Source organism: Pseudofrankia sp. DC12, assembly GCF_000966285.1.
Classification (GTDB): Bacteria; Actinomycetota; Actinomycetes; order Frankiales; family Frankiaceae; genus Pseudofrankia.
The window spans coordinates 2925528-2944178 of record NZ_KQ031391.1; the positions used below are offsets into that span (position 1 = coordinate 2925528).

General features: G+C 72.0%; 16 protein-coding genes and 1 tRNA gene. 10 read left to right on the forward strand and 7 right to left on the reverse strand.

The window, feature by feature from the left end; translation table 11 throughout:
• Positions 1-499: 499 nt before the first annotated feature.
• The 3 genes from topA to FRADC12_RS11625 are packed head-to-tail and all read left to right on the forward strand — an operon-like array spanning position 500 to position 7139.
• Positions 500-3490: a type I DNA topoisomerase gene (topA, locus tag FRADC12_RS11615; protein ID WP_045876658.1), complete on the forward strand. Its 2991-nt coding sequence runs from the start codon at positions 500-502 to the stop codon at positions 3488-3490.
• On the forward strand, positions 3490-5886 hold the full coding sequence (locus FRADC12_RS11620; protein WP_045876659.1) for a bifunctional MFS transporter/dTMP kinase: 2397 nt from the start codon (positions 3490-3492) through the stop codon (positions 5884-5886). The genes topA and FRADC12_RS11620 overlap by 1 nt, the downstream gene beginning before the upstream one ends.
• On the forward strand, positions 5883-7139 hold the full coding sequence (locus FRADC12_RS11625) for a DNA polymerase III subunit delta' (RefSeq protein ID WP_045876660.1): 1257 nt from the start codon (positions 5883-5885) through the stop codon (positions 7137-7139). Before FRADC12_RS11620 ends, FRADC12_RS11625 begins: the two co-directional genes overlap by 4 nt.
• Positions 7140-7233: 94 nt before the next feature.
• Here FRADC12_RS11625 and FRADC12_RS11630 read toward each other — a convergent pair whose 3' ends face one another.
• The 3 genes from FRADC12_RS11630 to FRADC12_RS31165 form a co-directional block, all read right to left on the reverse strand.
• Positions 7234-8502, reverse strand: coding sequence for an FAD-dependent monooxygenase (locus tag FRADC12_RS11630; protein WP_045876661.1), 1269 nt, complete (start codon positions 8500-8502; stop codon positions 7234-7236).
• A 252-nt stretch (positions 8503-8754) separates the two neighbouring features.
• Positions 8755-8907: a lasso RiPP family leader peptide-containing protein gene (locus FRADC12_RS31160; RefSeq protein ID WP_157488811.1), complete on the reverse strand. Its 153-nt coding sequence runs from the start codon at positions 8905-8907 to the stop codon at positions 8755-8757.
• A 352-nt stretch (positions 8908-9259) separates the two neighbouring features.
• Positions 9260-9436 carry a putative RiPP precursor gene (locus FRADC12_RS31165; protein WP_157488812.1) on the reverse strand — a complete coding sequence of 59 codons (177 nt, stop codon included), beginning with the start codon at positions 9434-9436 and terminating at the stop codon, positions 9260-9262.
• A 466-nt stretch (positions 9437-9902) separates the two neighbouring features.
• On the opposite strand from FRADC12_RS31165, the gene FRADC12_RS11635 reads away from it, so the two are divergent.
• Entirely contained in the window at positions 9903-10979 is a 1077-nt protein-coding gene (locus tag FRADC12_RS11635; RefSeq protein WP_045876662.1) for a PSP1 domain-containing protein, read from the forward strand.
• A gap of 81 nt (positions 10980-11060) precedes the next feature.
• Here FRADC12_RS11635 and FRADC12_RS11640 read toward each other — a convergent pair whose 3' ends face one another.
• Positions 11061-11786: a response regulator transcription factor gene (locus FRADC12_RS11640; protein WP_013421521.1), complete on the reverse strand. Its 726-nt coding sequence runs from the start codon at positions 11784-11786 to the stop codon at positions 11061-11063.
• 641 nt (positions 11787-12427) lie between these two features.
• Here FRADC12_RS11640 and FRADC12_RS11645 point away from each other — a divergent pair.
• Positions 12428-12499, forward strand: a tRNA-Thr gene (locus FRADC12_RS11645).
• A 234-nt stretch (positions 12500-12733) separates the two neighbouring features.
• Positions 12734-13042: a DUF7677 family protein gene (locus FRADC12_RS11650; RefSeq protein WP_045876663.1), complete on the forward strand. Its 309-nt coding sequence runs from the start codon at positions 12734-12736 to the stop codon at positions 13040-13042.
• A 341-nt stretch (positions 13043-13383) separates the two neighbouring features.
• Here FRADC12_RS11650 and FRADC12_RS11655 read toward each other — a convergent pair whose 3' ends face one another.
• Both FRADC12_RS11655 and FRADC12_RS28355 read right to left on the reverse strand, forming a co-directional pair.
• A complete protein-coding gene (locus FRADC12_RS11655; RefSeq protein ID WP_045876664.1) occupies positions 13384-13914 on the reverse strand; it encodes a GNAT family N-acetyltransferase in 531 nt (176 codons plus the stop codon).
• On the reverse strand, positions 13911-14690 hold the full coding sequence (locus FRADC12_RS28355; protein ID WP_198152867.1) for a GntR family transcriptional regulator: 780 nt from the start codon (positions 14688-14690) through the stop codon (positions 13911-13913). Before FRADC12_RS28355 ends, FRADC12_RS11655 begins: the two co-directional genes overlap by 4 nt.
• 216 nt (positions 14691-14906) lie before the next feature.
• Here FRADC12_RS28355 and FRADC12_RS28360 point away from each other — a divergent pair, with 216 nt between their 5' ends.
• Both FRADC12_RS28360 and FRADC12_RS32190 read left to right on the forward strand, forming a co-directional pair.
• Positions 14907-15521, forward strand: coding sequence for a WhiB family transcriptional regulator (locus tag FRADC12_RS28360; protein ID WP_052710859.1), 615 nt, complete (start codon positions 14907-14909; stop codon positions 15519-15521).
• A 507-nt stretch (positions 15522-16028) separates the two neighbouring features.
• Complete coding sequence (locus tag FRADC12_RS32190; protein ID WP_045876665.1) at positions 16029-16628, forward strand: RNA polymerase sigma factor; 600 nt, start codon at positions 16029-16031, stop codon at positions 16626-16628.
• A gap of 29 nt (positions 16629-16657) precedes the next feature.
• Here the strand turns inward: FRADC12_RS32190 and FRADC12_RS11675 are convergent, their stop codons facing one another.
• Positions 16658-17491 (reverse strand): HARBI1 family protein, encoded by an 834-nt coding sequence (locus FRADC12_RS11675; RefSeq protein WP_045875985.1) that lies wholly within the window; start codon positions 17489-17491, stop codon positions 16658-16660.
• Between the two features lie 115 nt (positions 17492-17606).
• Between FRADC12_RS11675 and FRADC12_RS11680 the strand changes: the two genes are divergently transcribed.
• Both FRADC12_RS11680 and FRADC12_RS11685 read left to right on the forward strand, forming a co-directional pair.
• The gene (locus FRADC12_RS11680) at positions 17607-18020 is read left to right on the forward strand and encodes a sigma factor-like helix-turn-helix DNA-binding protein (RefSeq protein ID WP_045876666.1); all 414 of its coding nucleotides are present in this window, start codon (positions 17607-17609) and stop codon (positions 18018-18020) included.
• On the forward strand, positions 18017-18625 hold the full coding sequence (locus FRADC12_RS11685) for a hypothetical protein (RefSeq protein WP_045876667.1): 609 nt from the start codon (positions 18017-18019) through the stop codon (positions 18623-18625). The genes FRADC12_RS11680 and FRADC12_RS11685 overlap by 4 nt, the downstream gene beginning before the upstream one ends.
• The last annotated feature ends 26 nt before the right edge of the window (positions 18626-18651 follow it).

Sequence of the window (18651 nt, forward strand, 5' to 3'; positions counted from 1 at the left end):
GGTTCGGCCGGAGGCGGGTGGTCGTTGTCGTCCAAAGCCCAATCCGGGTTGCCCTGCCCACCTGAGCGGCACCTCTGGCCGGCGCACCACCCCGGCCAGAGGTGCCGCCAGCGAGTCGGTAACTGGCCCCGCAGAGCGCCGGACCCTACTCTCGCGATATCTCGGGTTCACTGGTAGTGGTGGGAGCGGGGGTCCGGCAGGCGGGCTGTGACCGGGGGGACTCGTCCTCCGCGGTCGCGAGCGTGCCACGATCGGACCTGCGCCGGTCTACCCGGCCGGGCGGCGAGCAGCCGACCGCGACGGCGCGGCGTACCGTGCAGCACGACACGCGGCAGCCGAGGCCGCCGTCGGGACGCGACCGCTGACAACCGAGCCGGCCTACCGTAGTCGCTGACCTTCTGGCAGCTCCGGAAGACCCAATATCGATCCGGGGGTAGTTCCCGGACCCCACGATGCTCACCAAACGCAGAGCCGAGCACACGCAGTACCGAGGAGACCAGTGCCACCGCGCGCGAAGACGACGGCCCGGACCCCGTCCCGGTCGTCCACACCGCTAGCCGAACCGCTCGACCTCGACGCAGAGGACGTCGACCCGGCCGAGCAGGTCGACGACGCCGAGACGTCGTCCGGCACCACCCGCGGTGGCGGGCGCAGGCGAGCGCCGGGCGGCACCGGCACCCGACTGGTGATCGTCGAGTCGCCCGCGAAGGCGAAGACGATCGCCGGCTACCTGGGCCCGGGCTGGCAGGTCGAGTCGAGCATCGGCCACATCCGGGACCTGCCGCGCAGCGCCGCGGACGTGCCGGCCGCGCACAAGGGCAAGCCGTGGGCCCGGCTCGGGGTGGACGTCGACAACGGCTTCGCGCCGCTCTACATCGTCACGCCGGACAAGCGCCCGCAGGTGTCCAAGCTCAAGGAGCTGGTCAAGGGCGCGAGCGAGCTCTACCTCGCGACAGACGAGGACCGCGAGGGCGAGGCGATCGCCTGGCACCTGCTGCAGACGCTCAAGCCGACGGTCCCGGTCAAGCGGATGGTCTTCCACGAGATCACCCCGCAGGCGATCCGCCGCGCCGTCGACAGCCCGCGTGAGATCGACGAGAACCTGGTCAACGCCCAGGAGACCAGGCGCATCCTGGACCGTCTCTACGGCTACGAGGTCTCCCCCGTGCTGTGGAAGAAGGTCATGCCGAGGCTGTCGGCCGGCCGGGTCCAGAGCGTCGCGACGAGGATCCTGGTCGAGCGGGAGCGGGCCAGGATGCGCTTCCGCTCCGCCGGCTACTGGAACATCGAGGGCCGGTTCGTGGCCACCGTCGGCCACGACGGAAAGGCCCCCGACACGACGCCGCTGCCCGCGGCCCTGGTCGCCCTCGACGGCCGCCGGCTGGCGACCGGCCGTGACTTCGACGCGACCGGCAACCTGACCTCGGCCGAGGTGGTCCGGCTCGACGAGGCGGCCGCCCGCGGCCTGGCCGAACGGCTGGCGGACACCACGTTCGCGGTCCGCTCGGTGGAGACGAAGCCGTACAAGCGCTCGCCGTACCCGCCGTTCATGACCTCCACCCTCCAGCAGGAGGCGGGCCGCAAGCTGCGGTTCTCCAGCCAGCGCACGATGCAGATCGCGCAGAAGCTGTATGAGAACGGCTACATCACCTACATGCGGACCGACTCGACGAACCTGTCCGAGACGGCCCTGGCCGCGGCCCGCGAGCAGGCCCGCCAGCTCTACGGCCCGGAGTACGTGCCGGAGAAGCCGCGGGTCTACACGAAGAAGGTCAAGAACGCCCAGGAGGCGCACGAGGCGATCCGCCCCTCCGGCGACACGTTCCGCACCCCGGGCGAGGTGCGCCGCGAGCTCGACACCGACGGCTTCCGCCTCTACGAGCTGATCTGGCAGCGCACGGTCGCCAGCCAGATGGCCGACGCCCGCGGCACCAGCGCCACCGTCCGGCTCGGCGGCAAGTCCAGCACGAACGAGGACGCCGAGTTCGCCGCGACCGGCAAGGTCATCACCTTCCCCGGCTTCCTGCGGGCCTACGTCGAAGGCGCGGACGACCCGGACGCGGAGCTTGAGGACCGCGAGACCCGGCTGCCCGACGTCCGCCAGGGCGACCCGCTGGCCACCCGCGGCCTCAACCCGCGCGGCCACTCGACCAGCCCGCCGCCGCGGTTCACCGAGGCGAGCCTGGTCAAGACGCTGGAGGAGCTGGGCATCGGCCGCCCGTCGACCTACGCGTCGATCATCGGCACGATCCAGGACCGCGGGTACGTCTGGAAGAAGGGCTCCGCGCTGATCCCCAGCTTCGTGGCGTTCGCCGTCGTCGGGCTGTTGGAGGACCACTTCGGCCGGCTGGTCGACTACCGGTTCACGGCGACGATGGAGGACGACCTCGACGCGATCGCCGCCGGCTCGTCCGCGTCCGCCGACTGGCTGACCCGGTTCTACTTCGGCGACGACGCGGCCGCCCTTGCCGCGGTGCCAGCTGCCGGGCCGGCCGCGAACGGCAGGAGCGCCAGCCCCGACCCAGGCCTCAAGCACCTCGTCAGCGAGCGCCTCGGGGAGATCGACGCCCGCGAGGTCAACTCGATCCCGCTCGGTGCCACCGAGGACGGGGTTCCGGTGGTCGTGCGGGTCGGCCGGTACGGCCCCTACGTCCAGCACGGCGAGGGCCGGGCCAGCGTCCCCGAGGACCTGCCCCCGGACGAGCTGACGATCCCGAAGGCACTGGAGCTGCTCGACGCACCGTCCGGCGACCGGGTGCTCGGCACCGACCCGGACAACGGCGCCACGATCACCGCCAAGGCCGGCCGCTACGGCCCGTACGTCACCACCGACACCGAGCCGCCGCGCACCGCGAGCCTGTTGTCGACCATGTCGCTGGAGACGCTGACCCTCGACGACGCCCGCAAGCTGCTCACCCTGCCCCGGGTGCTCGGCGCCGGCGAGGACGGTGAGGAGATCACCGCCCAGAACGGCCGGTACGGCCCCTACGTCAAGAAGGGGACGCAGAGCCGGTCGCTGGCGAACGAGGAGCAGCTGTTCACCGTGACGCTGCAGGAGGCGCTGGACCTGCTCGCCCAGCCGAAGACGCGCGGCCGGCGCAGCGCGGCCGAGATCCCGCCACTGCGCGAGCTGGGCGCCGACCCGGCGAACGGCAAGCCGGTGGTGCTCAAGGAGGGCCGGTTCGGCCCCTACGTCACCGACGGCGAGACCAACGCCAGCCTGCGCAAGGGCGACGAGATCGACACCCTGACGATCGAACGCGCGGCCGAGCTGCTCGCCGACCGGCGGGCCCGCGGCCCCGCGACCCCGCGCCGCGCCACCGCGCGGACGGGCGCGAAGGCACCGGCGAAGGCCGGGAGTACCGCCAAGTCGAAGCCGTCGGCACGAGCCTCGTCAACCGCCAAGGCCACGGCGAAGACGACCGCGAAGACCGGCACGCGCGCGACGAAGCGGTCCGCGGCTGGCGCTGACGGCGCCGGCGAGGGTTGATGTCGCCGGCGGACGAGGCGGAAGGCTCCGTTCGCCGAGCGCCGCTCGGCTTCCAGGACACCCGCGATGCCCCCCCGGGGGACGGCTCCCCGGGGGCGCAGACCTCTGCGGCCGGGCTGCCGCCTCGGCCCACGGATGGCTCTCCGGCAGCCCCTGCCCCCAACGGGCGCGAGCACTACGGGGTGCCCGCCGGCGGGCACGCGGCGGAGGGGCCTGGCACCGCGTTAGTCGAACGACGCGCGCGGCGGGCCGGCTGGGCGCACCGGTCTGTCGGCCAGCACCCGGTCACCAGCGTCCCCGAGCCGCCTGAGCGGCGAGCCCCGGCGAGCTCGGACGAGGGCGACGTCCGTGCCGTGCTGCGCATCCCGGAGTTCCGCCGGCTCTGGATCCAGCTCGGGCTGTCCAGCCTCGGGGACTGGATGGGTCTGCTCGCCACGACGGCGATGGTGGCCGAGCTGGCGCACAGCTTCTCGGGGCAGGCCTACGGGATCGGCTCGCTTCTGATCATCCGGCTGATGCCGGCGCTGATCTTCGGCCCGATCGCCGGGGCGGTCGCGGACAAGCTCGACCGCCGCCGCACCATGGTCGTCACCGACCTGATGCGTTTCGCGTTGTTCGCCTCGATCCCGCTCGTCGGGACGCTGGCCTGGCTGTTCATCGCGTCGTTCCTGGTCGAATGCGTGACGCTGCTGTGGGCGCCGGCCAAGGAGGCGAGCGTCCCGCACCTGGTGCCCAAGGAGCGCCTGGCCGCCGCGAACACGCTGAGCCTGATCACGACCTACGGCAGCGCGCCGGTGGCCGCTGCGATCTTCGCGCTGCTGGCGACGCTGGCCCGCAGCCTGGCGCCCAGCTATCCGTGGTTCCGGGACTCGCCGGTCGACCTCGCCCTGTACTTCAACGCGGTCACGTTCCTGCTGTCGGCGATCGTGATCTGGGGGCTGCGCTCGATCGGCAAGGCCCAGCGGCCCGACCAGGGCCCGGGGCCCGGCTTCTTCGCCTCCATCACCGAGGGCTGGAAGTTCGTCGGCCAGGACCGGCTGGTCCGCGGCCTGGTCGTCGGCATCCTCGGCGGGTTCGCCGGCGCCGGCTGCGTCATCGCGCTGGGCCGGCTCTACGTGAAGATCCTCGGCGGCGGCGACTCGGCCTACGGCGTGCTGTTCGGCGCGGTGTTCGTGGGCCTGGCGGCCGGCATGGCGGCCGGGCCCAGGCTGCTGGGCGACTACAGCCGTACCAGGCTGTTCGGCGTCTGCGTCACGGGTGCGGGCATCACGCTCGTGTTCGTCGCGATCATCCCGAACCTGGTGCTCGCCTGCATCCTGGTCGTTCTGGTCGGGATGTTCGCCGGAGTCGCCTGGGTCACCGGGAACACCCTGCTGCAGGCCGAGGTGGCCGACGAGCTGCGCGGGCGCACGTTCGCGCTGGTGCAGTCGCTGGTCCGCGTCGACCTGCTGCTGGTACTGGCGGTCGCGCCGGCGCTCGTGGGCCTGATCGGCACCCATCAGATCCATCTGTGGGGCGAGGTCAACGTCCGCGCCGACGGCGTGACGGTGGTGCTGCTGTGCGGTGGTGCCCTGGCCATCGTGGTCGGGCTCTTCGCCTACCGGCAGATGGACGACCATTCGGGCGTTCCGGTGCTGCCGGAGCTGTGGAACGCGCTGCGCGGCCGCCGCGGGGTCCGTCGGCCGCGCCACGCCGGGCTTTTCGTCGCCATGGAGGGCGCCGACTCCAGGAGCCGGGCCGACCAGCTCGAATCGCTGCGCCGATGGCTGGTCGAGGCCGGTCGCGAGGTCCTGGTCACCGCGGAGCGCCCGGCCGACACGTCCGGGCTGGAGGCCGCGCTGCGCACGGCACAGCCGGACCCTGCCGCCGGGCTGCACCCGCGGACCACGGCGCTGCTGACGGCGGCGATCCACGCCGAGCACGTCGCCCGGGTGATCGAGCCGGCCCTCGCGCGCGGCGCGGTGGTGCTCACGGACTCCTACCTCGACGCGGAGATCGCCCGGCAGAGCGCCGAGGCGTGCGCCGCCCTCGACGAGCTGACCGAGCTGTCGCACTGGGCCACCAGGTCCCTGGTGCCCGATGTGACGATCCTGCTCGACACGGAGCCGGGCGGCCCCGCCGCGACGGCGAACGGCCGAGCCGGACGGTTCGACGAGCGGGTTCGGGTGGCCCTCCTGCAGCTCGCCGACGACGAGCCGCACCGCTACCTGGTGCTCGACGGGACGGCTCCGGCCAGCGAGCTGCGCGGCCGCATCCGGCAGGCCGTCCAACGCCGCCTCTCCGAGCCCGCGCCGGCCGTGACCGCCCCGGATGAAGGGACCGCCTACGGCGACGGCACGGCGTATCACGACGCGGCGGGCACCGAGGCCGCTGGGCACCGGGAGGGGCCTGGGTGACTGTCTGGGACGCGCTTGTCGGCCAGGACGCCGTGGTCGACACGCTCGCCGCCGCGGCGGTGGCCGCGACGCTCGCCGGCGGGCCGCAGGGGGCGCTGGCGGCCGCGCGGGCCGGAATGACCCACTCGTGGCTGTTCACCGGTCCGGCCGGCGCGGGCCGGACCGACGCGGCCCGGGCCTTCGCCGCCGCGCTGAGCTGCGTGCGCGCCGACGAGGCCGGCGCACGGCCGGGCTGCGGCGAGTGCGTCGGCTGTCACACCGTGCTCACCGACACGGCGGCGGACCTGCGCACGGTCCGGGCCGAGGGGCTCTCGCTCGGGGTCCAGGACGTCCGGGCGCTGGTCCGGGACGCGGCGAGCGCGCCCACCAGCGGCCGGTACCGGATCCTGCTCATCGAGGAGGCCGAGCGACTGACCGACGCGGCCGCGAACGCGCTGCTGAAGGCGCTGGAGGAGCCGGCCCAGCGGTCGGTCTTCGTGCTGTGCGCGCCGTCCGTGGACGACGTCATGCCGACGATCCGGTCCCGCTGCCGGGTGGTGGCGCTGCGGCTGCCAACCGTCGACGACCTCGTCGGCGCGCTGCTGCGCGACGGCGTCGACGAGGCGACAGCCCAGGTCGCGGCCCGAGCGGCGCAGGGGCACCTCGGCCGGGCGCGGCTGCTCGCGACCGACGACGAGACCCGGGCCCGACGGGCTCAGGTGCTGGCCCTCCCGAGCCGGCTCGGCCGGGTGGCCGACTGCCTGGCCGCGGCTGGCGACCTCGTCGCCGCCGCGAACGCGGACGCACAGACAGCGAACGCCGAGCGCGACGAGGCGGAGGCCGGCGCGCTGCGCACCGCGCTCGGTATGGGCGCCACCTCGTCCGGTGGCACCGGCCGGGCGAGACCAGCCACGAAGGCCGCGCCCAAGGCGAAGACGATGCTGGTGCGCGGCGCGGCCGGGGCTCTCAAGGACCTGGAGAAGTCACAGAAGAGCCGGGGCCGGCGCACCGTCCTGGACTCGCTCGACCGGGCCCTGCTCGATCTCGCCGGCCTGTACCGTGACGTCCTCGCCCAGCAGCTCGGCGCCACCGTCGACCCGGTCAATACCGACGCCACCCGCGAGATCGCGACCCTGGCGGCCCGGGCGGCACCGGAACGCACGCTCCAGCGCCTGGAGGCGGTCCTCGCCACCCGCGACGCCCTCGCTGCCAACCCGGGACTGGTGGCCCAGCTCACCGTCGAGTCCCTCGCCCTCACGCTGCGGGAGCCGTAACCGCGCGGTCACGGCCAGCCCGGCGCACCGCCCGCGCCAGCCGGTCTGGGACCGGCCGGCGTGGGCGTTGCTTCGCCGCGGTCTCGTCCCGTGCCTAGCCGACGCGGGCCAGCTCGCGGGCACGGCGGCGGTCGCGCAGCCAACGGGTGCCCGTGCTGGCCTCCCGGTAGACCCGGCGCACCGCCGGGACCTGGTTCGACCGCAGCACGTGGCGGCGCAGCGGCTGGATGCCGCCGCCATGACGGCTCCCCATCGCCATCGCGACCGTCATCGGATCCGGCCCATCCTGCTCACTGTCCGGGCTGGCCAGCTCGCGGTCGAGGAGATCGTCCATTCGTTCGAACCAGTCCGAGCCTCTGCGCGCGTGCGCCTGCACCCGGCCGACCGCGAGACGCCCGGAGCGGTCGAACTCCGTCAGTGCCGCCGGGACGTCGCCGTCGTGCTGGCGCAGGAACCGGGCGAGCATGACGGCGTCCATCATCGCCAGCGCGGTTCCTGACCCGAACGTGAAGTGGGTGGTGTGCGCGGCGTCGCCGATCAGCACGATGTTGTCGTGCCGCCACGAGCGGTTGCCGACATGGGTGAACCGCTGCCAGTGGGCTGGCCGAGTCGCGTCCCGGCCGCCGTCGCCGCCGAGAAGGTGGTGACCGGCGAGCTGACGGGCGAAGATCGTCTCCAGCAGCTCGCGCCCGGCCGCGTCGTCGAGCCGGTCCAGACCGAGCCCGGCCCAGGTCGTCGACGCGCATTCGAAGACGCAGGTGCCGCCGTCCGCGGCCGAGGGATACGAGTGGAACCAGATCCAGCCATGCTCGGTGCGCTCGAACGCGAACCGGAAGTCCGTGAACCGCTGGTCGGTGCCCAGCCAGATGTACGGGTTGCTTCCCTCCTCGAGCCGGGTGCCGAAGGCATCCGGCCCGGCCAGCCGCCGCACCCGGCTGCGCCCGCCGTCCGCGGCGACCACCAGGTCATTCTCAGCGCACAACGCCTGTAGCTCCGCCGCGTCGGCCATTTCCTGACGGTGCCGCAGCTGGACGCCGAGCTCGCGCGCACGCCGGGTGAACAGGTCAAGCAGGACCGACCGCTGGATGCCGTAGCCGTGGCCAGGCATGTAGGCGGTCCGAGCACCGATGGTGAGCCGCTGCTCCTGCCACAGCGTCGAGGCGTCATGCACCGCCTGGGCGCCGACCGGGTCGTTGCGGTACATGATGTCGATCAGCTGTTCCCAGTAGACGACCCCCCAGCCGTGCGTCGATCCGGCGGGGTCGCGCTCCATCACGGTGATCTCATGGCTGGGGTCACGCTGCTTGGCGCAGATCGCGAAGTACAGCCCGGCGGGCCCGCCGCCGACACACACAATCCTCATCCGAGCCGTCACCTTCCGTGAGTTCTCCCTCACCATGCTCTTCCGTGTCGGTACCCGCTTCTGTCGCCGCCGATGCCGCGGCCCCGCCGGCCGGGCAGGCCCGCCGCCGCGCCCGGCCCAGTGGACGCCAGTGGCGGTGGTCATCGAGCGACCACCGCCACCAACGAGTCCTGCTTGCGGGATGTCTGCTTTCAGAGGCATCGGGATCAGGAGCTGAGTGCCGGTCAGCTGCCGGCACGGCTGTACGGGCTGTTACCAGTTGCCCCAGCCACCCCAACCTCCGCCCGAGCCACCCCAGCCACCCCAGCCGCCCCAACCGCCCCAGCCGCCCCAGCCACCCCAGCCGGTGCAGTCGCGGAACGAGCCTGCGACCTCGAGAGTCGGCGCTTGGTACGTAGCCTTCATGGTCGATTCCTCCGTCCATCCAGTTCGGCGGCGCCCATCGGCGCGCTCCGGCCGGACGAAGCGGCAGCCACCAACCTGTGAGCCGTAACCCGACGGGGCGATAACCGCTCGCATCCAACCAGTCACTGGTGTCCCACCCAGGGATCCACTACGCGTCCATCGCGTGGAGTGACCGGAAAGCGCCGAGGGTGGGCGCCCGCGTCACGAACCACGAGAAACGCCGGTGGCGGTGGATGAAGATCCACCGCCACCGGGTCGTCTCTCCTCAGCTGGCGGGTGAGACTTGTCCCGTAGTTGAAGAGCGAGAAGCCGAGGTGACCGGCCGGAGATCGCCGGTGCGAGGCTGCGCGCGTCAGCAGCCCCAGCCACCACCCCAGCCGCCGCCCCAGCCGCCGCCCCAGCCGCCGCCCCAGCCGAATCGGCCCCAGCCGAAACCGAGTCCGAAGCCGCCGAAGCCAAAGCCGAAGCCGGTGTGCTCGCGGAAGGAGCCCTCAGCCTGCAGGGTCGGTGCCCTATACGTAGCCTTCATGCCCGTTCCTCCGTCCGTCGGTACTCGCAGAAGCCTCTTCGGCGCTGCGGCCGATACCGAACGGTAGGCTTGTACTCACACCGACGACTCGCGCGGCTACGCAACGACCCGCCTGCTACCGTCCGATACCGACCAATACCAGAATGCCACCAGTCGGTTCACCTGGGGTTCAGCACGCTGCGCGACGACGGCCGCTACCACGAGGATGAGGACGAACCGCTCAGGCTCCACCGAACCTGATGCTCGGGGACGGCCCCGGGACGTACGCTGCTGGCCGCAGGGCGAATCCCGCCGGCTCCCCCATCTGGTTCCGGCTGGCCCGGATCCGAACCATGTCCGGCGTCGATCCCCCAGTCGGCGCGGAAATGCGGAGCCGTCGTCGCCGAGGCCGCGGCTTGACGCGGCGGGCGCGGGCCACCGGCGGAGGACCCGAAGAGCGCGGGGACACGGAAGGCGCGGGCTACCCATGCCGATGATGTGCGCGGTGGCGTTCTCCCCCCGCGGGAAGCTCTACTACGCCGATCCCGGGTTACTCGCGCCGAAGGTCGGCGACCGGGTACTGGTCCCGACCGACGACGGCGCCGAGGTGGCGACCTGCATGTGGGCGCCCCAGTGGGTCAGCGACGACATCGGGCACCTGCCCGTACTGGCGGGGCTCGCGGCCGACGAGGACGTGGAACGGGAGGCGGCCTCCCGGCGGAGGCGCGCCCAGGCCAGGGTCGCCGCCAGACGGCTGGTCCGCGAGCACGGGCTCCCGATGAAGATCGTCGGGGTCGACCATGTCAGCTCGGCCGGCACCTTCACGATCTACTTCACCGCCGACGGGCGGGTGGACTTCCGCGCGCTTGTCCGTGACCTCAACCGGACGCTGGACACCCGGGTACTCCTGCGCCAGCTGTCCGCGCGCGACAGCGCGAAGCTTCAGGGCGGGATCGGCTCATGCGGCCGGGACCTGTGCTGCTCGACGTTCCTCACCGACTTCGAGCCGGTGAGCATCCGGATGGCCAAGGACCAGAACCTGGCCCTGAACCCGCTGAAGATCAGCGGGGCCTGCGGGCGGCTGATGTGTTGCCTGCGCTACGAGCATCCGCTGTACGAGGAGTTCGCCGCGGCCGTCCCGGCGGTCGGCGCCAGCGCGCGCACGCCCGACGGTCCGGGCCGCGTGATCGGCCACGACGTGCCCCGTCAGCAGGTCGTCGTCGCGCTCGACGCCGGTGGCCGCAAGGCCTGCGACCGGTCCGAGGTGTGTTCGTCCCGGCGGGCCCACGACGCCGCCTATCCCGCTGCCGGGTCCTCCGGCTGCGCGTCCACGCCTGCCCTCGCCGACCCGAGTCGGCTCGACCTGGACCAGGTCAGCGCCGGCCCGGCGGCGGGCACAGCGGCGGATGCGGATGTCGTCGACCCGGCTTCGCGCGCCGACGGCGACGGCGACGGCACGACAAACCAGCCCGACGCGGGCTCCGCGACGGGCCAGACCGACTCCGGCGAAGGGGGCCACCACCGGATTCGCCGGCGGCGCTCCCGCCCAGCCGGCCCGGCCTGACCCCCAGGACGGCCGTGACCTGGCGACCGCTTCCGCCTCTCGGCCGGAAACGCCGCCAGACCAGGGCCGACGGTCAACGGCTCACGGGTCGAAGCGGTAGCCCATGCCACGCAAAGTGGTGACGAGGCGGCGCTGCGGCGGACGCCCCTCGACCTTGGTCCGGACTCGCCGGACGTGCTCGGTCACCGTGGCCGGGTCCTGGAAGCGGGTGCCCCAGACCTGCTCCAGCAGTTCCTCACGGCTGAAGACGCGACGCGGGTGCCGGGCGAGGAAGGCCAGCAGCTCGTACTCACGGGCGGTGAGGTCGATCCGCTCGCCCGCGACAGCCACCTCCCGGGCGCGCAGGTCGATCGACACGTCGCCGTAGATCAGCGGCTCGTTGCCGTCCCCGGACCGTTGCGGCGGCGCTTCCACGGGACGGCGGCGCAGCCGGGCCCGGACCCGCGCGACCAGCTCGCGCAGCGAGTAGGGCTTGACGACGTAGTCGTCGGCCCCGAGCTCCAGGCCCACCACCCGGTCGACTTCCTCGGCCCGGCCGGTGAGCATGATCACCGGGACCTCGCTCGTCTGCCTCAGCCGGCTGAGCACGGCGAAGCCGTCCATGCGCGGCATCGCGACGTCGAGGACAACCAGGTCGATCTCTGTGGTCTGGAACAGGCGAAGCGCGGTCTCGCCGTCCGCCGCCTCCAGAACGCGGTATCCGAAACGTTCCAGACTGCGCGCGAGTGCGACGCGCGATGCTTCGTCATCCTCCGCGACGAGGAGCGAGGCTCCTCGCGTCGTCGTCGCGACTGCTTCCCCGGTCATGCCGAAACCCTACGCAACCTCTCCAGTGCCACTGCGAGCGGGGTCGCATTTGACGAAATTCCGACCGGGGGAGGGTCGACTCCGACACATGTTCGTAACCGGGCGAGGACTTTATGTCACGAGAGCCTCACCTAGACCCCTAGCGGCCCATCAGCCTGTCACGACACGATCCGGAAGCCCAATACCAAATCCTCGCTCGCGGGGCACCTTTGAAGCACACACGGACACCACACACCCCCTGGCTGCCGCACGGGAACCCAACCAGGAGCCCCGCCGACCGACGGTGACGACCCACCCGGCTTGTCAAGCGCGACGAGCCAGCGACTCGCCCGTGCGACGCGCGACGCGCGACGGCCAGGCGGACGCCGAGGTCGGCCCGGACGGACCAAGGCCACCGACCTCCATCCCGCGGAACGCGGAACGCAGAGATCATCCAAGCGACTCGCGCCGCGGAACGCGGAGATCACCCGTTGAAGTTCGCCCACGTCGGACCGCATCTCCGCCGGCTCCCCGGCGGCCCAAGCCCACAGAGCGAGCCGGTGCAGCACGGGCATCCGCTACCCCGAGCCGCACCGGTCAGCAGGTCATCCCATCTGGCATACTCGGAGCCGCGCCAACCAGTAGGTCCTGCTGGTGTGCATGCCGAAGTAGCTCAGTGGCAGAGCAATCGCCTCGTAAGCGATAGGTCGCGGGTTCAATCCCCGCCTTCGGCTCTCACCCCGATGTACCAGGGCTTTCACGGCCCGATCGCGATCGTGTAGACGAAGCTCTCCGGTCAGAGTCCTATCAACTTGCGTGGTGCGACGCTCCGACGTGCGCGGCCGGGTGGCGGCCCGACGCGCCCGCCGAGCACGGCGCGCCAGCGCCGCGCGCAGGCGGCTGCGCGGCGGGTCGTCGGGTCCTGGCCGTGCACGTCGCGTGCGGCGCAGTGTCGCTAGGGTCCCGGCATGTCTGTGCGGATGAGTCATGGCGCGTCGGGAGCGGTTCGCCGTTTCGCTGGGTGGGTGGCGCGAGGTTCGGTCGGCCATCCGCTGATGGACGGCATCGACTACTGGACCGAGCTGGCAGAGTCGGCGTCTCAGATGGAGACCTGTTTTGCGATCTTCATGAACGTCCTGGAACTCGATGACCAGGGCGAACCCATCAACGAGAAGTACGCCGAGCGACGTGCCGCTGTCTTCCTCTACCAGTACTGCACCGGGGAGCTTCCGCCCGGCGAACCGGAGCTCGAAGGTTGGGAGGTTGAGCTTTACTGACCCCCGCCTCCCGGGGCCTGAGGCTTCGAGGCCTGGTCTCTCTCAAGCCTGAGGCAGAGCGTGATCCCTTCGGTGTGCCGGCGGGCTCTGCCCTACCTCCGGGTTCTCGGCCGTGCAAGATCCGCCAACGGGTCCTGCGCGGCCGATCTGCTGTGCGGATCTTGCGCGGTCGGGGTTCCGGTGGTAGCCCTCGGGCGCCGGCATACCGAAGTGATCACGCGGACTTGCTCTGTTCCTCCCACCCCTTCGGGAGCCGGCGGGGGTTCGGGGGGCGAAGCCCCCTGAGGTCTTCCCCGCCGAAGGCGGGCCTTGAAGGAGCAAGGAAAGTTGGCACAGGCCACTTAGCGGGTGGCTGTGACCTCGGACCAGGCTTCGCGCTGAAACAGGCTCTCGGTACCGATCTCGTCGGTGATGTCCCGGACGTGTGTCCACCCGCGGTCGACGTAGTACCGACAGAGCTGGGCGTTGGCTGTCACGCAGTCGAGGCGAACCTGCGCTCGCCCGGCAGCGAGCGCCTGTGCCGCCGCCCAGGCGAGAAGCTGCTCCCCGATCCGGCGTCCCGCTGCCGAGCGGAGGACGGCCAGGCGGTGGACGTAGACAGCCGCCCCATCGGTCCCCGCGGCCCCCCACATGTCGGGATCCGCCCAGTCGAGACTGATCGTGGCGACGGCGTGCCCGTCGGCCTCGGCTACGTAGGTCTCGCCGCGTGCGATGCGGTCACGGATGTCCGCCACCGGAAAGCCGTCGGCGGGCCACTGCTCAATGCCGCGCGCGGCGAGCCAGCGTGCCGCCTCGGCGAGAATGCCAGCGACGGTGTCAACGTCGTCGCTGCTGGCGGGGCGGATCGCGAGCTGGCCTGCGGCGTCCGTCATGCCTCGGAGACTTCGGCGATCAGGACGTGCCCGCGGCTGGTTGGGTAGACAGCGGTCACGACCTCGACCGGCCGGTTTTCGGCGTCGTAGACGAGCTGCGTGCGCTCCATGACCCACTCGCCCTCGACCAAGCCGAGACGGTGGCTTTCGTCCGGGGTCGCTGCGCGGCAGAGGATCTCGTGTGTGCTCCGAACGGGACCGTGCCCGATCTCTTCGAGCACCTGCAGCGTTCCCGCGGCGAAGTCCTCAGGCACCGCGATCGGCGTATCAGCGACCATCGCTGCCGGGTGGTACGAGTCCTCGGTTTGTGATGGCTCATTGTCAACGAACCGGGTCCTGCGCCGGACGAGCACCGGCGTGTCGGCGGAGACTTCCAGCCGCGTCGCCATGGCTTCGTCGGGCAGCTCGGTCGCTACGGAAATCACGAAGTGCCCGTCGCGGCCGGCGTCAGCGAGGTCAGCGCGGAACGTGTCCCCTTTGCCCTGAGCGGCGTTTTCTTGCCTGCGTACGCGCGAGTCCGCGTGCGTGATGACGTGTCGCATCGGCGGCTTGGCCCGCACGATCGGGCGCCGACCCTGGCCACCCGCGATCAGGCCCTCGTTACGAAGTACGCCCAGCGCGAGACGGATGGTCGTCCTGGAGGCGCCGTACTCCTCGATCAGCTCACGCTCGCTGGGAATCTCCGTCCCCGTCTGGTACTCGCCGCTTCGGATCTTCGAGCGGATGGCGTCTGCGAGCTGGCGGTAGAGCGGCCGGGAGCTTGCGGGATCGATCATCCGCCTCACGTCCTTCCTGACCAGGCTGGTTACAACAAGCGTACCGACACCCCTTGACAGCTTGTTACTACAAGCAGACACTCGACCTTGTCCACTTGGTGCAACAAGTAGACAGGCTCGCCAGCTCGGTGGGTCTCGGCATGAAACAGCCCCGTGGCCGGTGCTCGTAACACCGGCCCGGGGCCTGGCACCAGACCGTGAAGGGGTCGAGCGCCTGTGTCCCATTCTCTCCTGTCGTACGCCTGGCGCGAAGTCGCCGCGTGCGCCGAGGTTGATCCCGAGCTGTGGTTCCCGGTCCGCGGTCCGGCGCCGGCCGCGGTCCGGATCTGCCGGACCTGCCCGGCCCTGGCCTCGTGTCTGCTGGACGCGCTGACCGAGCCAGACCAGGCGTGGGGTATCCGCGCCGGGGTCGACCAGGACACCCGCGAGCCGCTGCGCGCGGCCTACGCCGCCTGGCGGACCTCCGTCGAGTCCGACCGCGCCACCCTGCGCGAAGCGGCCCGCACCGCCCCGTCCGCGTCCGACCGCGAGGCCCTGCGGGCCCTCGCCACCGCGACCGCCACCGAGGCCGACGCGCTGGCCACCTACGTCATCGCCCTGGCTCTGTCCGCGCCGGCCGCCGACCTCGACGCCGCCCGCGACGCCTACCGGACCGCGAAGGTCACCCGCGGCTGGGCCGAGTGGGACACCGACTCCTGCACCACACCCGCCTACGCCACGTCGGCCACGACCGACCGTGCCCGGCTGCACCTACTGACCATCGCCCACGAGACCGCACAGGCCACCGCCCCCGACCCAGCTGTCCCGTCGTCGCTGGCGGGTGCGGCATGAGCTTCGAGGACCTGACACCGGACGAGCTGGACGCGGCCCGCGTCGAGCTGTTCCGCACCGTTGGCTCGGTCGTGGACTCGCCTCGCGACGACGCCATGCGAGCCCTGCGTTACCGGGCGGCTCTGGGAAACCTGGCCGATGCGGTCAACCTGCACCTGTCGTTCCCCGACAGCGAGTGGACGCCGCGCCGGGTCCGTGAGGGCCTGGCGATGGCCGCCGCGATCGACGCCGACGAGCCCGGCCGGGTCTCGCTCGCGATCTGGATGGCCGGTCCCGGCACCGCCGGCCGCTACGGCACACCAGCCGAGCGCCGCGCCCGCCTCGCCGAGCTACGCGCATCAAAGCCGCCGACCTCGCCCGCGCCGAACACCACACCACCACCGCCCCCGACGACGACATCGCCGGCTTCTGGGCCGCCCGGGTCACGACCCTGGCCGGCGAGCTCGCCCGCATCGACACCGCACTTACCCCCGACTCGTCTGTCCCGTCATCGCTGGCAGGTGCCGCATGACCACCCCCGTTCTCACCACCCCGGCGCCGGACGACGACCCGCGCGACCTGGACCTGATCGCCGGCTACCTCGCGAAGTACGCCGCCAAGGCGACCCCCGGCAGCGCCATGCCCGACGCCTCGGCCGATGTCGTCTCGTCGGCCGAGGAGACCGCTGATGGCGTGCTGGCGGTGTGGTCGGCGCTGGGTGACCCGGATGCGTTCGCCGAGCTGTACCGCCGCTACCAGCTGCGGGTCGGCGGTGCGCTGCGCCGCCGGCTGCCTCTGGGCCGCCTGGATGAGGTGGAGGACCTGACGCAGGAGGTGTTCACGACCGCGCTGGAACTGCTCACCCGCGGCGACCTCCCGCACGACGGGGAGTTCCGCCGCTGGCTGTTCGGCCACGTCGTGTACCGCACCATGACCATCTACGCCGCCAGCTCCTGGAACCACCAGGAAGCCGTCGCCCGGGTGACAGCCGCCGCCAGCCTCACCGACCCCGAGCCCGCCACGCAGTCCGGCCTGCCCGAGGCGCTGCGGGGCGCGCTCGACAGCCTGTCGCCGCGGCTGCGGCAGGTGATTGAGCCTTTCCCTGCAACCGACCGTCACCCTGGGTGAGTATCAATAGTGTGATCGTGTGTTGGTCGTCAGGTGGTCCTCTGGTACTCGGTGTGGAGGATGACGAGGGACGCTTTCGCGACCAGCCCGATCTTCCAGGGGTCGATCGTGACGTTGCGGAGCAGGCGGAAGGTGACCTTGAGCAGCGCGTTCGCGCGCTCCCCGACCGCCCGCAGGGCGTAGTGGATGCGGTTGTGCAGTTTCTGTTCGGCGGTCAGCTCCCCGCCCTTCGGCTTCTTGAACGGGACCGCGAACTGCCCCTCCTGGGTTCCGAACGCTTCGTAGCCGCCGTCGCCGAGCACCTGCCCGCCGTCGGCGAACCACTCCTCGAAGACCTCCGGGGCGCCGGAGGCGCGCAGGGCGGTGGTGTCGTGCTCCCGGCCGGGACGGACGTCGGACACCCACAGCGGCCAGCCGTCCTCGGGACCCGAGACGACTTGCACGTTCGCGCCGTGGTTCTTGATTTTTCCTGACCACCACAGGTCCACGCCCTTCGTCGGGCCGGGGACGGTCACCCGGTCGGTCTCGATCACCGTCCCGTCGACGATCACGTGGTCGTAGCCGGCGAACTTCGCGGCGATCAGTGCGTTGCGCAGGTCAGGGGCCTGCCAGGCCAGGACTGCGAGGCCCTCGTGCAGGTAGCGGTAGCCCACCGACTTGCCGATGTTGTTGTCCCGACACAGCCGGATGACCGGGGTTCCGTCACAGAACCAGCGCAGGACGAACACGGCCTGCTCCCATGGAGACAGGGCGCGGGTCCCGCTCCGCGTACCGGTCCGCCTACGTTCCGCAATCAGGAGCGTGGCAAGGCGGACGACCGTGTGATCGCTCAGGGGCAGGACGCTCGTGTATGTGACACTCATGAGGACGCGGGGCTCCGGCGGAAGTGATCTGTGAGAGGACTACTTCCTACCGGTTGCCCCGCGTTTCGTCGTCGGCGACCCAGCCGTCGATCACGACCCGTGATGATTACCTAGCGTGACGGGTCGTTGCAGGGAAAGGCTCATTGAGCTGCGCTATGTCGAAGGGCAGTCGATCGCCGCGACCGCGCAGATCGTCGGCGTGGCCGAGGCCACCGTCAAGCGCCACACCCTCGACGCGGTTCGCGCGCTGCACGCGACGCTGGCCGGGACCGCCCGACCGGCGCGTACCCCGGTCACGCCGCTGGCCGAGCTGCGCCCGGCCGCCTACGAGATCGCCGCCGAGATTGCCGAGGCCGGCCAGCCCTGGAACCGGCCCGCGCTGATCGCCGCCTTCGCCGCCCGCGGGATCGCCCTGAGCCGTGACCGCGCTGGGGTGCTCGTCCGTGAGATCCGCCCCTACATGCCCGAGGCCAGCAACGCTGTGCGCTACGGCGTGGGTGCCCGCCGCGCGACCGGCGGTGCCCAGTGACCGCCCGCGGCTCCCGCCTGGAGCTGGCGGTGCGCCGGGGCCTGCCGATGGGCCTGGGCGCGGGGATGTTCGCGATCGCCGCCGTGCACACCGTGGAGGTGGCCCGCTGGGCGGGTCAGCCGCTGTGGGCCGCCGTGCTGATCGCCGGGACCGGTGAGGCGATGGCGATCGGCGCCGTCCTGGAGACCCGCCACCGCCGCCAGGCCGACGGGAAGGGCGGCGCGTTCTGGCCGGTGCTCGTCACGATGGCCGCCGTCGGGTTCTCGCTCGCGTGCAACCTGACGACCGCGCTCGCCCACCACGACGACAAGACCGGCGCCTTGACGGGCCAGCCGGGATTGTGGCGGCCGGTGATGGCCGGTTGGCCGGTGCTCGCGTTCGCGCTCGTGACCGTGATGAAGGCGACCGGCCGCCACGGCGCCGACGCGCCCGCCCCGGCGGCCGAGGACGCCACGGCCGTCGTGGCACCGGTACCACCGCCCGGCGCGGCACCGGTACCACCCGGCCGAAGCCGTCCGGCCGTGACGCGCTCGCCGGGCTACCCGACAGCGACACCCGGTCGGACCGGCAGCTCGCCGCCGACCTCGGTCCGACCGCCGGCCTGACCCCGGCGACCGCCCGGCGCTACCTC